Raw genomic sequence first — 19868 nt, forward strand, 5'->3', positions numbered from 1 at the left:
GTCAGTCTCCTTGGAGGACGTGCAGACGGTTGCGATAGGCCACGTAGTACAGCGTCGGGATCACCACCAGCGTGAGCACGGTGGAGACGGCGATGCCGAACACGAGTGAGATGGCGAGCCCGTTGAAGATGGGGTCGCTGAGGATGAAGAGCGCGCCGCCCATGGCCGCGAGGCCGGTGAGCACGATGGGCCGCGCGCGGGCGATGGCTGAGTGGCGGATGGCCTCGGCGAAGGGCACGCCCTCGCGCAACTGCAGGTTCACAAAGTCCACCAGCAGGATGGAGTTGCGCACGATGATCCCGGCCAGGGCGATCATCCCGATCATGCTGGTGGCCGTGAAGTTGGCGCCGAGCAGTGCGTGGCCCGGCATCACGCCAATGATGGTGAGCGGGATGGGCGCCATGATGATGAGCGGCGTGAGGTAGCTCTTGAACTGAGCGACCACCAGCAGATAGATCAGCACCAGGCCCACCGCATAGGCAGCGCCCATGTCGCGGAAGGTCTCGTAGGTGATCTGCCACTCGCCGTCCCACTTGAGGCTGTAACCGCGCCAGCCGTCCGCCGGTTGGCGGATGAAGTGCTCGGCCACGGGCTGGCCGTCGGGCGTCTTGATGGCGGCCAGATGCGCGCGGGCCTTGGCCATGCCGTAGAGCGGGCTGTCGATGGCGCCTGCGGTGTCGCCCACGACGAACTCGACGGGCATCAGGTCCTTGTGCCACACGGGCTGCTCGCGCAGGCCGTCCACGCGCTGGACCAGTTCGCGCAAGGGGACGAGGGCACCCGTGCTTGAACGCACGCGCAGCTGCAACAGGGCATCGAGGTCGCCCTGCGCCTCGGGGGCGCCTTGCAGGCGCAGCGGCACCGGATAGAAGCTGCCCTCACGCAGCCAGGCCACGTCTTCGCCGCCGAGCGAGGCGCGCAGCGTGGCGACGATCTCGCTGGCCGGCACGCCCAGGGCCGCGGCCTTGCGCCGGTCGATGGCGAGCAGGGCGCGCGGGGATGGGGCCTCGGCACTCACGTCGGTGTCGACCACGCCGTCCACCTTCGCGAGCGCCTCGCGCACCTGTGCAGCCACGGCACGGCGGCCGGCGGCATCGGGGCCGTAGACCTCGGCCACCAGCGGGGCCAGCACGGGCGGCCCCGGTGGCACCTCGACAACCTTGAGCTTGGCGCCATGGCGTGCCGCAATCGCCTGCAGCGCCGGCCGCTCGCGCGTGGCAATGGCGTGGCTTTGCAGCTTGCGGTCGTGGCTGCCGACGAGGTTGACCTGCAGGTCGCCGCGCTCCGGCGTCTGGCGCAGCTCGTACTGGCGCACCAGGCCGTTGAAGTTGATGGGCGAGGCCGTGCCGGCGTAGGCCTGCAGGTCTTGCACTTCGGGCACGGTGGCGAGGTGGGCGGACAGCTCGCGCAGCACGCCCGCCGTGGCCTCGACGGGGCTGCCCGCAGGCAGGTCCACCACCACCTGGAACTCGCTCTTGTTGTCGAAGGGCAGCATCTTGAGCACCACGGCACCGAGCACCGGCAGCAGCATCGAGATCGCGATCAGGCCCGCCACCACGGCCCACAGCAGGCGGCGCCAGCGGCGGCCGAGCTCTGGGTGCAGCAGGCGGTCGAACACGGCGTGGAAGAGCTTGTCCACGCGGCCGCCGTGGCTGTCGGTGTGTGCATCAGCCTGCGACTTCAGCAAGCGCGCTGCCAGCCAGGGCGTGAGCACGAAGGCCACGGCCAGCGAGATCGCCATGCCCAGCGAGGCATTGATGGGGATGGGACCCATGTAAGGACCCATCAGCCCGCTCACAAAGGCCATGGGCAGCAGGGCAGCGATGACGGTCAGCGTGGCCAGGATGGTCGGGCCACCGACCTCGGCCACAGCGCCGGGGATCAGCTCGAACAAAGGCTTGCCGGGCGACAGCTGCTGGTGGCGATGGATGTTCTCCACCACCACGATGGCGTCGTCCACCAGGATGCCGATCGAGAAGATCAGCGCAAACAGCGACACCCGGTTGAGCGTGAAGCCCCAGGCCCAGGACGCGAACAGCGTGGCGGTGAGCGTGAGGCCCACGGCGATGCCGACGATCAGCGCCTCGCGCCGGCCCAAGGCCAGGGCGACGAGGGCGACCACGGAGGCGGTGGCGAAAAGCAGCTTCTGGATCAGCTTGGTCGCCTTGTCGTCGGCCGTGGCGCCGTAGTTGCGCGTGACGGCGAGCTGCACGCCCGCAGGGATCAGGGTGTTGCGCACGGCATCCACGCGGGCCAGCACGGCGCGGGCCACGTCGATGGCGTTCTCGCCCGCCTTCTTGGTGATGGCGAGGGTGACGGCCGGGTGCTCGTCCTTGCCTTGGGTGTGCCACACATAGCGGCTGGCGGGCGGCGGGCCGTCGGTGAGTGTGGCCACATCGCGCAGCAGCACGGGACGACCGTTGCGCGAGGCCACAACGAGTTCACCGGCTTCATCGGCGGAGGCGAGGAAGGGCCCGGCCTCGATCTGCACCGTCTGCGCGCCGCGCAGCAGCTCGCCCACGGCGCCACCCGCTTGTGCGCCTTGCAGGGCCTGGCGCAGCTCGCTCACCGTCACGCCCGCAGCAGCCAGGCGGGCGGGGTCCAGCTGCACGCGCACGGCGCGGCCCGGGGCACCCACGGTCTTGATCTCGCGGGTGCCCGGCACGCGCTTGAGCTCGACCTCCAGGCCATGCGCCACTTGCTCCAGCATCAGAGAGTCGGCCTCGGCGCCGTGCAGGGTCAGGGTGACGATGGGCACGTCGTCGATGCCACGCGCCTTGACGACCGGGGGCATCACGCCCAGGCCCTGTGGCAGCCAGTCGCTGTTGGCGTTGAGCGTGTCGAAGAGGCGCACCAACGCCGCCTGGCGCGGCACACCCACCTTGAACTGCACGGTGACCAAGGCCAGGCCCGGCCGCGAGAGCGACATCACATGCTCAACGCCTGCCATCTGCGAGAGCACGCGCTCGGCCGGCGTGGCCACCTGGGTCTCAACGTCGGCCACCGTGGCCCCCGGCCAGGCCACAAAGACCTGGGCCATGGTCACGTCGATCTGCGGCTCCTCCTCACGCGGGGTGACGAGCACCGCGAACACGCCCAGCAACAAGGCCACCAGGGCCAGCAGCGGCGTGAGGCGGTTGTTCTGAAAGGCCGCCGCAATGCGACCTGCGATGCCCAGCTCGGTCTTCATTGGGCCTCCCGCATCGGCAAGGCACGGGGGTCAGCCACGACGCGCTCACCGGCACGCAGGCCGGCCAGCACCTCGACGCTGTCACCCCGAGGCGCAGCCAGGCGCACCTGGCGCAGCAGCGGGCGCTGCTGGGCGTCGAGCACATAGACGGCCATCAGCTCGCCCCGGCGCAGCACGGCGCGCAGCGGGATGCTGACGGGGCCGCCCGCGCCCGCGGCTGGCAGGTCGAGCCACACGCGCACGAAGCGGCCAGGCACCACGGGCGCGGTACTCGCAGCGAGCTGCAGGCGCAGGGTCTGGGTCTGGGTGCTGGGGTCGGTCACGGGCAGCAGCTCGCGCTTGTCCACGGCCAGCTCGCGTGCGTCGGCGCCGGTCAGCTCAACACGCACGGGCACCGTCGCCAAGTCGAGCGCCAAACCTTGGGGCAGCGCCACGCTCACGCGCAGCGCGCGCGGGTCGTAGAGCTGCATCAGGGGCTTGCCCGGCAGGGCCATGTCGCCCGGCATGGCGGGCACTTCGGCCACCACGGCGTCATAGGGTGCGCGCAGCACCGCCAGGCCCGCACCGGTGCGCGCGGCATCGGCCTGCGCGAGGCCCGCCTTGGCGCGCGCCTCGCTGGCGCGGAATTCGGTCTCGGCGCGCTCCAAGGCCGCTGCACTGATGAAGCCCTGCGCGCGCAGCTGACGCTGGCGCTCCAGCTCGCTCTGCGCCAGCGCCAGCGCCGCACGCTCGGCCTGAGCCTGCGCGAGGCTGGCCACCGCACCCTGCTCGGCCGCGCGGGCATCGAGCCGCACCAGCACCTGGCCGGCCTTCACGCTCTGGCCCGGCCGCGCATCCAGGCCAAGCACGGCGCCGCTGACCTGGGCGGCCAGCGCAGTCTGACGCACGGCCTCGACGACGCCGTCAAAGCTGCGCATGGCCCGGCTGCCGGCGGCGGCCTGGACCACAAAGCTCTCGGGCGCTGCCAGCGCCGAGGCCCCAGCCAAGGCCAGCATCAGCAGCCAGGGGCGGATTCGCGTGGAGGGGATGAACTTCATGAGCGTCTCTCTTGGGTGGTCTTGAGGCCGGTCGGCACTTGCTTCGCGGCTTCGTTGAATCTATTATTTGCGCAATCATGCAAATACGCAAGTCCCCAATCAAACCCTGCCAAGGCTGCGGCATGATCACGGCCGATAACGCGACATCCTCCATGGACGGACTCCCTCCCCAAGCCCTTGACCAGGTGGCCGACTTCTTCCGCACCCTGGCGGAACCGGCGCGCCTGCAGATCCTCAACCTGCTGCGCAGCCAGGAGCACAACGTGGGCGAGCTGGCCGAGCTGACCGGCTACAGCATCGCCAACGTCTCTCGCCACCTGAGCCAGCTCGGGCGCCAGGGCTTTGTACTGCGCGAATCGCGCGGCAACAACGCCTACTACCGCATTGCCGACCCGTCCATCTACCAGCTGTGCGACATGGTCTGCGGCCAGATCGCCAAGCGTGTGGACGCACAGCTGGCCCAAGGCGCCGCCTTCACCGCGCTGCGCAACGCCACCGCCAAGCCTGCACGCCGCACCAAGCCCAAAGCGACATGAAGTTCCCCGCCAAACTGCTCGACAAGGGCACCACCATCTTCACCGTCATGTCGGCGCTGGCGGCCGAGCATGGCGCCATCAACCTGGGCCAGGGCTTCCCGGACTTTGGCGCGGACGAACGGCTGCTGCGCCTCCTGGGCGAGGCCGCGCTCGCTGGCCACAACCAATACCCGCCCATGACCGGCCTGCCCGCGCTGCGCCAGGCCATCGCGGCCAAGACCAATGCGCTTTACGGCAGCCACTACGACGCTGACACCGACATCACCGTGACGGCCGGCGGCACCCAGAGCCTCTACACCGCGCTGCAAGCCTGCGTCGGCGCGGGCGATGAAGTGATCATCCTGGAGCCCAGCTACGACAGCTACGAGCCCTCGATCCGCGCGGCCGGTGCCTCGGCCATCGGCGTGCCCATGACAGCGGAGTACCGCATCGACTGGGACCGCGTGCGCGCGTCCCTCACGCCGCGCACCCGGGCGCTCGTCATCAACACCCCGCACAACCCCAGCGGCCGCATCGCCACGCACGAGGACATGCTGACCCTGCAGGCCTTGGCCGAGCAGCACGACCTCTTCGTCGTCAGCGACGAGGTCTATGAGCACATGGTCTACGACGGCGCCCGCCACCACAGCGTGGCCGCCTACCCGCAGCTTGCGGCGCGCAGCTTTTTGTGCGGCAGCTTTGGCAAGACCTTCCACGTCACCGGCTGGAAGATCGGCTATGTGGCCGCGCCGCAAAAGCTCACCGCCGCCTTCCGCGCCTTCCACCAGTTCACGGTCTTCACCGTCTTCAGCCCCGCCCAGCACGCCCTCGCCGCCTACCTGGCCGACCCGGCACCCTGGCAAGGCCTCTCCGCCTTCTACCAAGCCAAGCGCGACACCTTCCGCACCGCCCTCGCCGCCACGCCCCTCAAGCTGCTGCCCTGCGATGGCACCTACTTCCAGACCGTGGACTACAGCGCCGTCTCAAGCCTGCCCGAGGCCGACTTCGCCCGCTGGCTCACCACCGAGGTCGGCGTCGCCGCCATCCCGCTGAGCGTCTTCTACCAACAGCCGCTGGACCGGCGCCATGTGCGCTTTTGCTTTGCGAAGAAGGACGAGACCTTGGCGACGGCGATTGGGCGCTTGCAAAAGGCTCTCGGCTAAAGCACCCGCGGGCACGCCGCCCGAACCTGCACCTTGTCCCCGAAATCAAAGTGCCACCACTCCGTGGCCAGCACATGGAAGCCGGCGTGGCGCATGGCGGCGCGCAGCCAGCCACGCTCGACCAGGTGCTGAGGGGTGAGCTGGCCTTGGGCCAGCAGCTCGGCCTCGAACTCGGGGTGGGAGGCGGGCGTCATCTCGTCAAAGCCTGTGCCCATGTGGACCTCGTGGCCCAGGGGGTCGAGCAGGGTCACGTCCACGGCCATGCCGAAGCTGTGGATGGAGCCGCGCGCGGGCTCGGCGAGGTAGAGGGTGAGCGGCGTACCGGCCAGCTCGGCCCAGAGACGCTCTTGCACGCGTTGGGGGCGCAGGGCGTCGAGCACCAGCAGGCGGTAGCCGGGCCGGTGCTGGGCCAGCCACGCGGCGGCCTGCTGCAGGGCGACACCGGCCTCGCGGCGCAGCCAGCGGCAGTTGAGGCCTTCGTAGACCGAGTGGCCGACGAAGTTGTTGGGGCTGGCGTAGCGCAGGTCGATGGCGATGCCGGCACCCAACGCGTCGAGCGAGACGAAGTCGGGGTGGCCGGGCAGGTCCTCAACTCGAAGAGAGTGGGCCGTCATTGGCGCACCACGCCGAGAAAATCCACGCTGCCGGTGGGCGCCATCTTGAAGCCCTTCACCTCGCTGCGCATCGGCAGATAGACGGTGGAGTGGGCCATGGGGATCCAGGGCCGCTCGCGCTTCCAGATCTCTTGGGCTTTTTCGTAGAGGGCGATGCGCTTCTTGGGGTCGGTGCTGGCCCGGGCTTCGTCGATGAGCTTGTCGAACTCGGCATTGCAGAACTTGATGCCGGTGGTGTTGGCCGCGCAGCTGAGGTTGGGGCTGAGGAACTCATCGGCATCGCCGGTCTCGCCGCTCCAGCCGCTCATGTAGACGTGGTGCTCGCCGTTGTTGGCGCGCTTGAGGTACTCGCCCCACTCATAGGTCTTGATCGTGGCTTTGACGCCGATCTTGGCCCAGTCCTGCTGGATGAGCTGGGCCATGAGCTGGCCATTGGGGTTGGTGGGCCGCGCCACGGGCAGGGCCCAGAGCTCGATCTCAAAGCCATTGGGGAAGCCGGCCTTGGCCAGCAGCTCTTTGGCGCGCGCCGGGTTGTGCTCGTTCTTGAGCGCCTTGTTGAAGCCAGGGATGCTGGGCGGGAAGGCGCTGGTGGCCTGGGTGGCATCGCCGCGCGGGAACAGGGCCTTGAAGATGGCGTTGCGGTCGATGGCGATGTCGAGCGCCTCGCGCACTTCGCGCTGATTCACGGGCGCCTTCTTAAGGTTGAAGCTCAAGTAGGAGATGTTGAGCGCCTGGATCTTCTGCAGCACAACGCCGGGCTTACCGTCGAGCGCGGCCACGTCCACATCGCGCAGCGGGCTGCTGACCTGGCACTCGCCGGCCAGCAGCTTTTGCACGCGCACATTGGGCTCGCGGCTGATGGAGAAGATGAGCGCCGGCGTGGCCTGCTTGCCACCCCAGTAGGCGGGGTGGGGTTCCAGGCGCAGCACATCGTCCTTGGTGTAGCTCTTGAAGCGGTAGGGCCCGGTGCCCACGGGCTGCAGGTTGATCTGCGCGGCGCGGTTGTCCTTCAGCAGCTGCGCCGCGTACTCAGCCGACTGGATGCCGGCAAAGGGGTAGGCGAACACCGCCGCAAAGGTGACGTCGGGCTCCTTGAGGCGAAAGCGCACGGTGCGCTCGTCCAGCTTGTCGATGCCGGCCAGGCGGCGCGCGAGACCGAGGTTGTTGGGCAGGATGAAGTTGGCCGGGAAGGCGACGTTGAATGGCAGCTTGGGATCAATGAAGCGCGTGAAGGTGAACACCACGTCATCGGCATTCATCGGCCGCGTGGGCTTGAAGCCCGGCGCCGTCTGGAACTGGACGCCGGGGCGAAGCGTGAAGGTGAAGCTCTTGGCGTCCGGCGACACCTCCCAGCGCTCGGCCAGGCGGCCAACCAGCTTGGTGCCCGGGCGCTCGAAGGCGAGCAAGCCCTCGAAGATCTGGCGCGTGGCATTGCTGGTACCGCTGCTGTCCCACAGGCCGGGGTCAAAGCCCTCGGGGCTGGCTTCGGCGCAGTAGACGAGGGGTTTGCCTTGAGCGGCGGCCACCAAGGGTGTCGCCAAAGCAAGGCCCACGAGCAAACTTTTCACTTGAGTTTTCCAGTCGCGAAGTGCCCCCCGTAGGCGATGAAAGGGGCCGAATTTCAGGCCGAGCGCCGGGCCGCCCCAAGCCGGCCCGCTGAAGGCTGTTTGCGGCTCAATGCCGCAAACAGCCTTGTCCCCTCGGGGGACCGGCTGGGCGGGCCCGCGTTCAGCGCGGCACGATCGGACGAGGGGCTCCACGTTCATCGGAGCGTGAAGCTGAGGTCGAAGAGCTGCGGCCAGACCTGCTCGGTCAGCCGCTTGAGGGGCGAGAGCTGCGCATAGCGCGAGGCCGTCTTGGCAATGTAGGCGGCCAACCTAGCCTCGTCAGGGTGCGGCCCGGCGCCGAGCAGGCTCAAGTGCTGCGCCAGCGCACACCAATCGACGCGGCGCCAGAACTCGCCGAAGTCGGCGTCCAGGTCTTCATCCAGCCAACCCGCCTTGCGCGCCTGCTCCCAGTAGCGCACGGCGAGGTCGAGTTCTTCCGCTTCGTCCAGCGCCAGGGTGGGCGGGCGCAGCAGGGCGGCGAGGTCATGCGCACAGCTGCCCAGGCACCCGGCCTGCAGCGGGCGCTGTGGCGGCAGGGCGCTGCTAGCCAGCAGGACCTGGATGCAGTGGCTCCAGCCGGCGCGCTCGCGCTCGGTGGCGGTGGCGGGCCCCAAGCGGTGGAAGAAGGCCTGCAAGGCTGCGGCTGCGGCCAGCGGGTCAGCCGCTGGCGGCTGGGGCTCCTGCAGGGCAGCACGCTGCCAATCCAGCAGTTGCTGGCTGGCCTCGCGCAGTGTGCGGGCGAGGCTGTCGGAGGTCGAAGCATCAAGGGGGCTCATGGATAATGATTTTCTCGTGCCGCGCCCCTTGAATCTGAGCTTTGTAGGCCCCTTTGGGGCGTGGGCCTTGCGCCCCATGCAGTGCCTTGCCCTGTGGGCTGCCGGCCAGGGCCTGGCGGTGGCCGAGTCTCTGACGGTGCCGACACCCCCGGCAGCGGCCGCTTCGGCCCCAAGCACCTCGCTCAAGCTCAAGGGCTCCCGCGTGATGGCCGCGCCCATCAAGGCCGCCAGCCGCGCCCCGGGCGCCCCCAAGCCCGCCCTGGTACTGAGCGCCGAACGTGCCGAGGCGCAGCTGGAGCAGCAAGCCCATGCCGAAGGCGCGGTCGAGCTGCGCTATGGCGCCCTGCTGCTGCGCACCGACAAGCTCGACTACCGCTTTGTGGACGACCTGGCCCAGGCCCAGGGCCAGGTGCAGGTCAGCCAGGGCGGCAATGTCTTCACCGGCCCGGCGCTGCAGCTCTACCTGGAGCGCTTCGAGGGCGAGTTCCTCAACCCCAGCTACTTCCTCGGGGCCACCGGCGGCTCCGGCAAGGCCGCGCGCATCCGCTTCGAGGGCGAGCACCGCATCGCGGTCGAGTCCGGCAACTACAGCAGCTGCCCGGTGGTGGAGGGGCAGGAGCCGGCCTGGCAGATCACCGCGCGCAGCATGCGCATCGACACCGATGCCAACGAGGGCCATGCCGAGGGCGCCAAGCTGCGCTTCCAGGGCGTGACCATCCTGGCCGCACCGGCGCTGAGCTTTCCGCTGGGCTCGCAGCGCAAGTCGGGCCTGCTGCCGCCCAATTTGTTCTTCGACAACCGCAGCGGCTTCGAGTACGGCCAGCCCTACTACTGGAACATCGCGCCGCAGCGCGACGCCACCTTCACGCCCTTCGTGATGACGCGGCGGGGCTTTGGCCTGGACAGTGAGTTCCGCTACCTGGAGCCGGGCCACCGGGGTCGCATCAATGTGGACCTGTTGCCGCATGACCGCGTGACAGGTTCCAAGCGCTGGTCCTACAAGCTGCGCAACGACGGCGAGCTGGGCGCCGACTGGCGCTACAGCGTCAGCACCGAGCGCGTGTCCGACGAGTCCTACTGGAAGGACATGACGCGCCGCGTCGAGAGCCGCACCTACCGCCTGCTGCCCACCGACCTGCAAGTGCAGCGCCAGCAGGAGCTGGCCTGGGGCCAGGTCGAGACCTATGCGCGCATGCAGCGCTGGCAGGTGCTGCAAACGGTGGACACCTCGACCCGCTACCTCAGCCCCTTCCAGCGCAGCCCGCAGATCGGCCTGCGCGCGTCCACGGCGGCCGACGAGGCCGTGCTCGACAGCTTCCGCCCCTGGGGCCGCAAGGCGCGGCTCGAAGGCGGCCTGGAGCTGGAGTTCAACCGCTTCGACCTGCCGGGCGGCGCACTCACTTCGCAGGCCGGCAGCACCGGCTCGCGCGCCCACCTGCTGGCCCACGTGGCCGCGCCCATGGGGGGCGAAGCCTGGTGGCTGATCCCGCGCGTGGCCGTCAATGTGGCGGCCTATTCGATGGACGAAGTTGGCCCCGACGGCCGCCGCCGCATGAACCGCAGCATCCCCAGCTTCAGCCTCGATCACGGCTGGGTGCTGGAGCGCGACACCGAGCTCTTTGGCCAGCGCCTGCGCCAGAGCCTGGAGCCGCGTGTGCTCTACGTGAACACGCCCTACCGCGCGCAGGCCGACCTGCCCAACTTCGACTCCGCGCCCAAGGACTTCAACTTCGACTCCATCTACGCGGACAACCCCTTCACCGGCGTGGACCGCGTGGCCGACCTGCATGCCGTCAGCGTCGGGGCCACCAGCCGCTGGGTCAATGCCGAGCGGGGTGAAGAGGTGTTCCGCTTCGGCGCCGTGCAGCGTTTCCTGTTCCGCGACCAGCGCATCACGCCCGAGGGTGCGCCGGTCAACCAGCGCTTCTCCGACATCCTGCTGGCCGGCAGCGCCCACCTGGACCCGCGCTGGTGGGCGGATGCCGCCGTCGAGTTCAACCCCGACACCAAGCGCTCGGTGCGCTCGGTGCTGCGCGGCCGCTATGCGCCCGGCCCCTTCAAGACGCTGAGCCTGGCCTACCGCCTCGCGCGCGGCCAGAGCGAGCAGATCGAGGCCGCCTGGCAGTGGCCGCTGTGGGGCGGGCCTGCCGTGCCCCGCGACCGCTCGGGCAGCAGCGGCAGCTGCCAGGGCGCCTGGTACAGCGCCGGCCGCGTGCAGTACAGCCTGCGCGACCGCCGGCTGACCGATTCGGTCATTGGCGCCGAGTACGACGCCGGCTGCTGGCTCTTACGCGTGGGCGTCGAGCGCCTGTCCACCGGCCGGGCCGAAGCGCGCACCCAATTCATGATCCAGCTGGAGCTGGTCGGCCTGTCCCAGCTGGGGTCCAACGCGCTCAAGGTCTTGAAGGACAATGTGCCCGGCTATCGCAGGCTCAGCCTCGATCGCTCGCCAAGCACTGACTCCCTACCATGACCCTTCGTTCTGCCTCGCTCGTGCTCGCCACCCTGGCCGCACTGTCGTCCGCGCTGCCCGCCAGCGCGCAGACGACCAAGACCCTGCAGCCGGGCGATTACATCGCCGCCGTCGTCAACACCGACGTGGTGGCGGCCAGCGAGGTCGTCCGCCGCATTGCCGCGCTGCGCCAGATGGCCAGCCAGCAGGGCGAAGCCGCCGCTGAGGAAAGCCTGCTGCGCAAGCAGGCGCTGGAGGCGCTGATCGACGACCGCGTGATCGTCACCTTCGCCCGCGAGGCGGTCAACAAGATCCCCGAGGACGAGCTGAACCGCGTGGTCGACAACGTCGCCGTCCAGAACAAGATCTCGACCCAGCAGTTGCTCGAGCGACTCAAGGCCGAGGGCATGGACTACCGCACCTTCCGCGAAGGCCTGCGCGACCAGATGCTGACCGAGCGCGCCCGAGACAACGAAGTGCCACGCCGCATCAAGGTCAGTGACGCCGACATCGACGCCTGGCTGGAGGCCAAGCGCGAGAGTCTGGCCAAGTCCGGCGGCATCAACCTGGCGCAAGTGCTGGTCAGTGTGCCCGAGGGCGCCAGCGAGACCGTCGTGGCCGAGCGCCGTGCCCGCGCCGAAAAGGCCCTGGCCCGCCTCGCCGCCGGTGAGGACTTTGCCGCCGTGGCCAAGGCCATGTCCGAAGACGCCAACAAGGCCCAGGGCGGCGAGATCGGTCTGCGCCCCGTCAGCCGGCTGCCCGACGTGTTCGTCGAGGCCGTCAAGGGCCTCAAGCGCGGCGAGTACACGCACAGCCTGCTGCGCACCGGCGCGGGCTTTCACATCCTCAAGGTCATCGAGCGCCAGGGCGCTGACTCGCTGACGCGCAGCGTCCAGACCCATGCGCGCCACATCCTGCTGCGCATCTCCCCGCAGCTGACCACCGAAACCGCCGCACGCCGCCTGGTTGAGTACAAGCGCCAGGTCGAAGCCGGCGAGGTGCAGTTCGAGAAGCTGGCGCGGGACTACTCCGAAGACGGCAGCGCCCCCGAGGGCGGCGACCTGGGTTGGGTCGGCGCCGGCGGCTTCGTGCCCGAGTTCGAGGAAGCGATGAACGCGCTGCCCATCAATGGCGTCTCGGGCCCCGTGCAAACGCGCTTCGGCCTGCACCTGATCCAGGTGCTCGAGCGCCGCACCGTGGACATCGAACTGAAGCAACTGCGCGACCAGGCCCGCAGCGCATTGCGCGAGCAGAAGTTCGACGAGGCCTACAAGGACTGGGTCGCCGAGCTGCGCGCCAAGGCCTTCGTCGAGATTCGGGAATGGCTGGACTGAGACCGGGCCAAGGACAGCGCCTGCGCGCTGTCCGCCGCCGGTCGAAGGCCCGCCGGCCTGCAAGCCGGCGGGCATGAGGCTCTCCCCCCATGCGAAACCACATCCCCCGCAAACGCTTCGGTCAGCACTTCCTGACCGATGGCGCGGTGATCGACGCGATCATTGATTGCATCGACCCGCAGCCGGGCGAAACCGTCGTCGAGATCGGCCCTGGGCTGGGCGCAATGACCCTGCCGCTGCTGGCGCGGCACAAGCCGCTGACCGTGATCGAGCTGGACCGCGACCTGGCGGCGCGGCTGCGGGCGCGGGGCGACGTCGAGGTCATCGAGTCCGACGTGCTCAAGGTCGATTTCCTCGCACTCAGCGCTGCCAAGGGCGCGCGGCTGCGCGTGGTGGGCAACCTGCCCTACAACATCTCCACGCCCATCCTCTTCCACCTGCTCGACGCGGTGGACGTGGTGGTGGACCAGCACTTCATGCTGCAAAAGGAAGTGGTGGACCGCATGGCCGCCGCGCCGGGCAGCAAGGACTATGGGCGCCTCTCCGTGATGCTGCAGTGGCGCTACGACATCGAGTCGGTGCTGGACGTGCCGCCCGAGTGCTTCGACCCACCGCCGCGCGTGGACTCGGCCATCGTGCGCATGCGGCCCCTGGCCGCGCCTGCCGCCATCAACCAGGCCCTGCTCGGGGAGCTGGTGACCAGCGCCTTCTCGCAGCGCCGCAAGCTGCTGCGCCACACACTGGGGCGCTGGCTGCAGGAGCGCAGCTTTGCCGGCCACTTCGACCTGCAACGCCGCGCCGAGGAAGTGCCGGTGAGCGAGTACCTGGCGCTGGCAGAAGCCGTGGCGGCGCAGCGCGGCGCCTGAGCATGCTGGCCCTGGCCGCAGCCACGGCCCTGGGCCTGACGGCAGCCGCACTGTGGCGTCAGCGGCCGGCGCAGGCCGGGGTGCTCTGCACGGGCTTGCTCGCGGGGGCCATGTTCTTCCTGCTGATGGCCGAGCCCGCCTGGACCGCGCTGCGCCCACTGGCATGGCTCGGGCCGCTGGCGGTGAACCGTGCGGTGCGTGCGGGCTTCGATGCCGCGCAGCGGCCGCTGTGGCAGGACCTGCTACTCGCGGCACTGTCTCTCGGACTCGGCGCGGCTTGGCCGTCTGGCTTTGACGGCTTGGCCTTGCTGCTCTTTGCCGAAGCGCCGGCCCGCGTGGCCTGGCAGGCACGCGACGACCTCATCGCCCGGCGGCGCCTGGCGCGGGCCTGGTTCCTGGGCGGGGGCAGTGCCTTGGCCTTGGGCGTCACGCTGGCAGCCGTGCTGGGCGGTGGGGCGGGGCGCAACCAGGTGGCTGCTGCAGGCACGCTGTTGCTGTGCTTCGCTTTGGCCGGGCGCTCTTGGCCTTCATCGACGCCAGAGCCCGCACCCGCCAGCCCCGCCCCGGCGCCGCTGGATGCGCAAGAGCTGCAGCAGCTCGCGCGGCTGCGCCAGCTGATGCAGGACGAGGCCGCCTTCCGCGACCCGCAGCTCACTCTGTCGCGCCTCGCGCAGCGTCTGGCGCTGCCCGAGCACCGCGTGCGCCGGCTCATCCACCTGGGCGAGGGGCAGGGCCACTTCAGCAGCTACTTGAACGGCCTGCGCATCGAGGCGGTCAAGCAAGCGCTGGCGGACCCGGCCCAGGCCGGCACGCCACTGCTCCAGCTCGCGACGGACGCCGGCTACAACGCGCTGTCGGTGTTCAACCGCGCCTTCAAGGCCCGCGAGGGCTGCACGCCCAGCGCCTGGCGCGCCGCACGCCAGGCCGCGATGCAGGCCCAGAGCCCGAACCCGCCCGACACGCCCAGCGATACCTGAGCCGCCACCGGCGCGGGCAGCCGCTGCGCCGCCAACACGCTGGCCATCGCGCCCACCATCGAGCACAGGCGCCAGGCGTGCTCGGCCGGGTTCAGGAAGCGCCGCCACCCGGCCGGGAAGCCGATGCGCGCCAGGTCGTAGACGCCGATCAAGGCCATCGACGCCGCCACTGCCCGTGCCCGGACGGGCTCCCAGTGCAAGCCCCAGCCCAGGCCAGGCGCCAACACCAGACCCAGCGCCAACAGCAGCAAGAGCGCGGCCACACCCCAGTCTGCCAAGGCACGGCCGTTGCGGGCCAGCAGCAGGCAACGCCGCCCGCTGTAAAGCTGGTAGCCCACCAGCAGGGACACCGCTACCAAGTCCGGCGACGGCCGGAACACCAGCGCCCCCAGCAGCGCGCTGGCCACACACAGCACGGCCACCCGCCAGGCCCAGACGCCACGCCGGCGGTGCGCTGCATCGCCCTTGCGGGCCATGAGCTGCCACAGCCCGAGGCCCAGAGCCACCAGGCCCGCGCCGACGTGCGCGGCCACATTCAGTCCATGGATCGAATCAATTCCCAAATCAGGCATGCCCGGTGCTCCGCGCGTGGTTGAGGAGCGGCGATGCTCGCGATCTCGGGGCCGCCTGGCTCCCGCATTTCTGCAATCCGTCAGACCTCCATCCGGGGGCCTTCACTCAGTTTCACGGCCTTACCCAGTGTTTGCCTGAGGCGCACCGCTCAGGGGCGCCAGTAGCATCCGCCGCGCGACACGGCCTGCCCGGCCGCCGCAGCCCCGTCACTCTCGCCGTCTGTCCAGCATGAGCACCTCTGCCACGAAAGTCCGGAATCCCCTGTCCTGGGTTCCTTCGTCCTACCTGGCCGAGGGCATCCCGTTTGCGCTCGTGATCTGGGTCGCCGGCACGATGTTCAAGGACCTCGGCCACACCGACGGCGAGATCACCCTGGCCACCGCCAGCATCGGCATCGCCTGGTCGCTCAAGCCCTTCTGGGCCGCTTTCCTCGACATGTTCAAGACGAAGAAGTTCTTCGTCCTCTTGATGGAAGTGGTGATGGCCCTGCTGTGCTGCGCCATCGCGGTGGCCCTGCCCCTGCCCAACTACTTCCAGATCACCATCGCCGTGCTCTGGGTGCTCGCCTTTGCGTCCGCGACGCAGGACATCTGTGTGGACGGCGTCTACATCACCACGCTCGACGAGAAAGGCCAGGCCAAGTACATCGGGGTGCAAGGCGTGTTCTGGAGCGTCGGGCGGCTGTTTGGCACGGCACTGATCGTCTACATCGCCGGCACCCTGAAGGAGGACTACCACCTCTCGACCACCGCAGCCTGGAGCTGGGCGATGGGTGTGTCGGCCGCCACGCTGGCGCTGCTGGCCGTCTACCACTGGTTCATGCTGCCCACGGGCTCGATCGGTGACCGCCCCGAGAGCATCAAGGCCGCCTTCGGGACCTTCTGGGAAGCCGTCGTCGATTTCTTCAAGAAGGATGCCATCTGGGGCATGTTGCTCTTCGTCTTCCTGTACCGCAGCTCCGAGGGCCTGCTGCTGATCGAGGGCCCGCTGTTCCTGCAAGCCTCGCCAGACTCTGGCGGCGTGGGCCTCTCGCTCAAGGACAAAGGCATGATCGACGGCACCATCGCCACGGTGGTCAGCCTCGCGGCCGGCTTGCTGGGCGGTGCCTTCCTGGCCAAGTTCGGGCTCAACCGCCGCACCCTGATCTTCATGGCCCTGTGCCTGAACATCCCGCACGTCTGCTTCGTGGTGCTGTCGCAGCTGGCGGGCCCGGGGCATCAGCTCTCGTTCACCACCGTGGCCACCTTGGTGACCATCGAGAAGTTCGGCTACAGCTTCGGCTTCGTGGCCAACATGCTGTACATGATGCAGCAGATCTCGCCGGGGCGTTTCCACATGACGCACTACGCGTTCGCCAACTCGATCATGAACCTGACCCTGGTGCCGACGCAGATGATCTCGGGCCCGCTGGCCGACCACTTTGGCTACAAGACCTACTTCATCATCGTGATGTTCGCGGCCATCCCGTCCATCCTCGGCGCCATGATCGCGCCCTTCCCGCGCAAGGTGGAGGGCGACCAGCCCCAGGGCGTGGCGCGACACTGACCGCCTAGCCCCCGCCTCCCCAGAAACGCCCGTCCTCGTGACGGGCGTTTTGCTTTGGGCGACGCCCAGGCTTGGCGCGCCAGCGCCCCAGATTGAGGCGCGCCGGATGGGTGTGCCCAGCCGGTGCAGGCCCTCGCCCCCGCGTGGGCTGCCGCAGCACCGCCACACCACCAAGACCCCGCCAGCCGCGCCCGCCCCGGGGCAGCGCTAGCGCCAGGGCACGCCCGCCCACGTCAGCACCGATGCCGCGCGCCAGAGCTTTCAGAAAGCTGGCACGGATGCTGCTGCATCCCGACTGGTATACCAGTGTGTGCACCATGAACGAGCAAAGCCTTCTCACCCTCTCCGACTGGCAACGTGCCTACCTGGCAGGCGCGCAGCCGCGTGCGCTGCTGGAAGCGCGTGCGCAGAAGCTGGCGGCGCAGGCGGCGGCGCCAGACTGGATCCACCGCGTCAGCAGCGCGCAGCTGGAGCAGCAGATCCAGGCCCTGGAAACACGCCTGGCTGCCGCCAGCAGCCGGGCCTCGCTGCTGAACGAGGCGCCGCTCTTTGGCGTGCCCTTTGCGGTCAAGGACAACATCGACGTCGAAGGCATGCCCACCACGGCCGCCTGCCCGGCCTTTGCCTACACGGCCGGGCGCAACGCCCACGCGGTGCAGCGGCTGCTGAACGCCGGCGCCGTCTGCCTGGGCAAGACCAATCTCGACCAGTTCGCCACCGGCCTAGTCGGCGCGCGCTCGCCCTATGGGCGGCCGGCCTCCTGCTTTGATGCCTCGCGCGTCAGCGGTGGCTCCAGCTCGGGCTCGGCCGTGGTGGTGGCGCGTGGCGAGGTGGCCTTCTCGCTGGGCACCGACACCGCCGGCTCGGGCCGCGTGCCGGCGGGCTTCAACAACCTGGTGGGGCTCAAGCCCACGCCGGGCCGGGTGGGCACCTCGGGTGTGGTGCCGGCCTGCCGCAGCCTGGACTGCGTGTCGATCTTTGCGCTCACGCTGGATGACGCCGCCACCGTGCTGAGCGTGATGGAAGGCCCCGACCCGGCCGACGCCTTCAGCCACTTCGAGCCCGGCCCCGGCACCTGGATGCCTAAGCTGCGCGTGGGCGTGCCGCTGGCCCCCGCCTTGGACGAAGCCGGCTACAGCGACGCCTGGGACGAGAGCCTGCGCCTGCTGCGCGCGCTGGGGCACGAGCTGGTGCCCATGGACTTTGGTCCGCTGCACGCCGTGGCCGACCTGCTCTACAACGGCCCCTGGGTGGCCGAGCGCCATGCCGTGGTGCAGGAGCTGCTGGACAGCCAGCCCGAGGCGCTGGACCCGACGGTGCGCCAGGTCATCGAGTCCGCGCGCGGGCAGACCGCCACCGACGCCTTCCGCGGCCAGTACCGGCTGCGTGAGGCCAAGCAGCAGCTGCGCAGCCTGTGGCGCAAGGTCGATGTGCTGATGGTGCCCACCGCGCCGCGCCACCCGCGCTTTGCCGAGCTGGACGCCGACCCGCTGCGCGTCAACGCGCGCCTCGGGCACTACACCAACTTCGTCAACCTGCTGAGCTGGTGCGCGCTGTCGCTGCCGGCCGGCTTCACGCCTGAAGGCCTGCCCTTTGGCGTGAGCTTCATCGCCCCCGGCGGGGCGGACGCCGCGCTGGCGCGCTTTGGCCTCAACTGGCAGGCCGCCGCCGACGCCCCGCGCGGGCTCGGGGCCACCGGGCAGCGGCGCATGCCGCAGTCGCTGCGCCACGTGCCGGCCAGCGAGCCCTGGCTGCCGCTGGCCGTGGTGGGTGCGCACCTCACGGGCATGCCGCTCAACGGCCAGCTCTTGGATCGCGGCGCCACCCTCATCGAGGCCACCCACACCGCCGCCCGCTACCGCCTCTACGCACTGCCCGGCACCGTGCCGCCAAAGCCGGGCCTGGCACGCGTGGCTGCGGGCGACGCCGGCGGCGCCGCCATCGCCGTCGAAGTCTGGGCCGTGCCGCAGCGGCACCTGGGCTCGCTGCTGGCCCTCATCCCACCGCCGCTCGGCCTAGGCAGCCTGGAGCTGTCCGATGGCCGCTGGGTCCATGGCTTCATCTGCGAGGGCCATGCCCTGCAGGGTGCGGCCGACATCACGCGCTACGGCGGCTGGCGCGCGTTCCTCGCAGCGGGCTCGCATCCACCCTCTGCCCCGCCCTCCACCCCACCCATCCAACCGACCCCCGTGTCCTGACCCCTGCCTCCCAAGGAGCCGATGACCATGACCCCCCGCAAGCCCACCACCACCCGACGCCAGCTGCTTGGCGCCACGGCCGCCCTCGCCACCCTGGGCGCACCGGCCCTCGTGCGGGCCCAGACTGGCCCCAAGATCCGCATCGGCTACTGGCCCGTGGCCGCCGGCCTGCCCTTCTATGCCGCCGTCGAGAAGGGTTACTTCAAGGAAGCCGGGCTCGATGTCGAGGCCCTCAAGTTCGCCGGCGCCCAGCAGGTGATGGAGGCCATGCTGGCCGGCCGCTGTGACGGCAGCTCCAACGGCACCGGCTCGGGCAACCTCGGCGTGGGCGAGATCGCCTCGCCCGGGCTCTTCAAGATCATCGCCACCAACCCGAGCAATGCCACCTATGTGCTCGATGAGTTCCTGGTGCCCAAGGACAGCCCGATCAAGAGCCTCGCCGAGCTCAAGGGCAAGCGCATCGCCAGCGGCCCCGGCATCCAGAACCGCGTGCTCGCCCAGACCGTGCTCGAGCGCGCCGGCGCCGCCGGCACTGCCGTGACCGAGCTGCCCATTGGCCAGCACGTGGCGGCCCTGGCGGCTGGCCAGGTCGATGCCGTCTACACGCTGGAGCCCACCGGCACCGTCGGCCGCCTCAACGGCACGACGCGCGTGCTGGAGGCCGGCGTCATCGCCAAGTACATCCTCGGCGACCCGCAAGCCCCCTGGCATGGCGGCTCGGCCACGCTGACCAGCGAGTTCATCAAGAAGCACCCCGACGTGGCCAAGAAGTACATCGCCGCCTACGCGCGCGGCATCGAGCTGGTGCGCAAGGACCCGGCCGAGGCCCGCAAATACCTCAAGGGCTACACCGCCATCGAAGGCCCGCTGACCGGCGAGGTGCCGCTGGCCTCCTACATGCTCTACAACGAGTTCAAGCCGGCCGACGTCGCCGCCTTCCAGAAGTTCTTCGACCTCTTCACCGAGAAGGGCGTGTTCGAGAAGAAGCTGGACGTGGCCTCGCTGCTCTACAAGTGACCGC

The 19868-nt window shown here is 69.7% G+C and carries 14 protein-coding genes; 9 read left to right on the top strand and 5 right to left on the bottom strand.

Going from position 1 to position 19868, the window contains the following annotated elements:
• Position 1 precedes the first annotated feature (1 nt).
• Entirely contained in the window at positions 2-3190 is a 3189-nt protein-coding gene (locus ABDJ85_RS01825; RefSeq protein WP_347703014.1) for an efflux RND transporter permease subunit, read from the bottom strand.
• Positions 3187-4227, bottom strand: coding sequence for an efflux RND transporter periplasmic adaptor subunit (locus tag ABDJ85_RS01830; RefSeq protein WP_347703015.1), 1041 nt, complete (start codon positions 4225-4227; stop codon positions 3187-3189). The genes ABDJ85_RS01825 and ABDJ85_RS01830 overlap by 4 nt, the downstream gene beginning before the upstream one ends.
• A 152-nt stretch (positions 4228-4379) precedes the next feature.
• On the opposite strand from ABDJ85_RS01830, the gene ABDJ85_RS01835 reads away from it, so the two are divergent.
• The gene (locus tag ABDJ85_RS01835; protein WP_347703016.1) at positions 4380-4763 is read left to right on the top strand and encodes an ArsR/SmtB family transcription factor; all 384 of its coding nucleotides are present in this window, start codon (positions 4380-4382) and stop codon (positions 4761-4763) included.
• Positions 4760-5905 (top strand): methionine aminotransferase, encoded by a 1146-nt coding sequence (locus ABDJ85_RS01840; protein ID WP_347703017.1) that lies wholly within the window; start codon positions 4760-4762, stop codon positions 5903-5905. Before ABDJ85_RS01835 ends, ABDJ85_RS01840 begins: the two co-directional genes overlap by 4 nt.
• Here ABDJ85_RS01840 and ABDJ85_RS01845 read toward each other — a convergent pair.
• The 3 genes from ABDJ85_RS01845 to ABDJ85_RS01855 all read right to left on the bottom strand — a co-directional run bounded on the left by ABDJ85_RS01845 (position 5902) and on the right by ABDJ85_RS01855 (position 8902).
• A complete protein-coding gene (locus ABDJ85_RS01845) occupies positions 5902-6519 on the bottom strand; it encodes a M15 family metallopeptidase (RefSeq protein ID WP_347703018.1) in 618 nt (205 codons plus the stop codon). The genes ABDJ85_RS01840 and ABDJ85_RS01845 overlap by 4 nt on opposite strands.
• On the bottom strand, positions 6516-8087 hold the full coding sequence (locus ABDJ85_RS01850; protein WP_347703019.1) for an ABC transporter substrate-binding protein: 1572 nt from the start codon (positions 8085-8087) through the stop codon (positions 6516-6518). The genes ABDJ85_RS01845 and ABDJ85_RS01850 overlap by 4 nt, the downstream gene beginning before the upstream one ends.
• Before the next feature lie 194 nt (positions 8088-8281).
• Complete coding sequence (locus tag ABDJ85_RS01855; protein WP_347703020.1) at positions 8282-8902, bottom strand: hypothetical protein; 621 nt, start codon at positions 8900-8902, stop codon at positions 8282-8284.
• Between the two features lie 76 nt (positions 8903-8978).
• On the opposite strand from ABDJ85_RS01855, the gene ABDJ85_RS01860 reads away from it, so the two are divergent.
• From ABDJ85_RS01860 to ABDJ85_RS01890, 7 genes are all read left to right on the top strand, one after another.
• The gene (locus tag ABDJ85_RS01860) at positions 8979-11375 is read left to right on the top strand and encodes an LPS-assembly protein LptD (protein WP_347703021.1); all 2397 of its coding nucleotides are present in this window, start codon (positions 8979-8981) and stop codon (positions 11373-11375) included.
• Positions 11372-12688, top strand: coding sequence for a peptidylprolyl isomerase (locus ABDJ85_RS01865; protein WP_347703022.1), 1317 nt, complete (start codon positions 11372-11374; stop codon positions 12686-12688). Before ABDJ85_RS01860 ends, ABDJ85_RS01865 begins: the two co-directional genes overlap by 4 nt.
• Positions 12689-12777: 89 nt before the next feature.
• On the top strand, positions 12778-13554 hold the full coding sequence (rsmA, locus tag ABDJ85_RS01870; protein ID WP_347703023.1) for a 16S rRNA (adenine(1518)-N(6)/adenine(1519)-N(6))-dimethyltransferase RsmA: 777 nt from the start codon (positions 12778-12780) through the stop codon (positions 13552-13554).
• A gap of 2 nt (positions 13555-13556) precedes the next feature.
• Positions 13557-14531: a helix-turn-helix transcriptional regulator gene (locus ABDJ85_RS01875; RefSeq protein WP_347703024.1), complete on the top strand. Its 975-nt coding sequence runs from the start codon at positions 13557-13559 to the stop codon at positions 14529-14531.
• 801 nt (positions 14532-15332) lie between these two features.
• A complete protein-coding gene (locus tag ABDJ85_RS01880; protein WP_347703025.1) occupies positions 15333-16649 on the top strand; it encodes an MFS transporter in 1317 nt (438 codons plus the stop codon).
• A gap of 278 nt (positions 16650-16927) precedes the next feature.
• Entirely contained in the window at positions 16928-18847 is a 1920-nt protein-coding gene (gene atzF, locus ABDJ85_RS01885; protein WP_347703026.1) for an allophanate hydrolase, read from the top strand.
• Between the two features lie 21 nt (positions 18848-18868).
• On the top strand, positions 18869-19864 hold the full coding sequence (locus tag ABDJ85_RS01890) for an ABC transporter substrate-binding protein (protein WP_430765507.1): 996 nt from the start codon (positions 18869-18871) through the stop codon (positions 19862-19864).
• Positions 19865-19868: the final 4 nt, after the last annotated feature.

Source organism: Roseateles paludis, assembly GCF_039872745.1.
GTDB classification, from domain to species: domain Bacteria; phylum Pseudomonadota; class Gammaproteobacteria; order Burkholderiales; family Burkholderiaceae_C; genus Pelomonas; species Pelomonas paludis.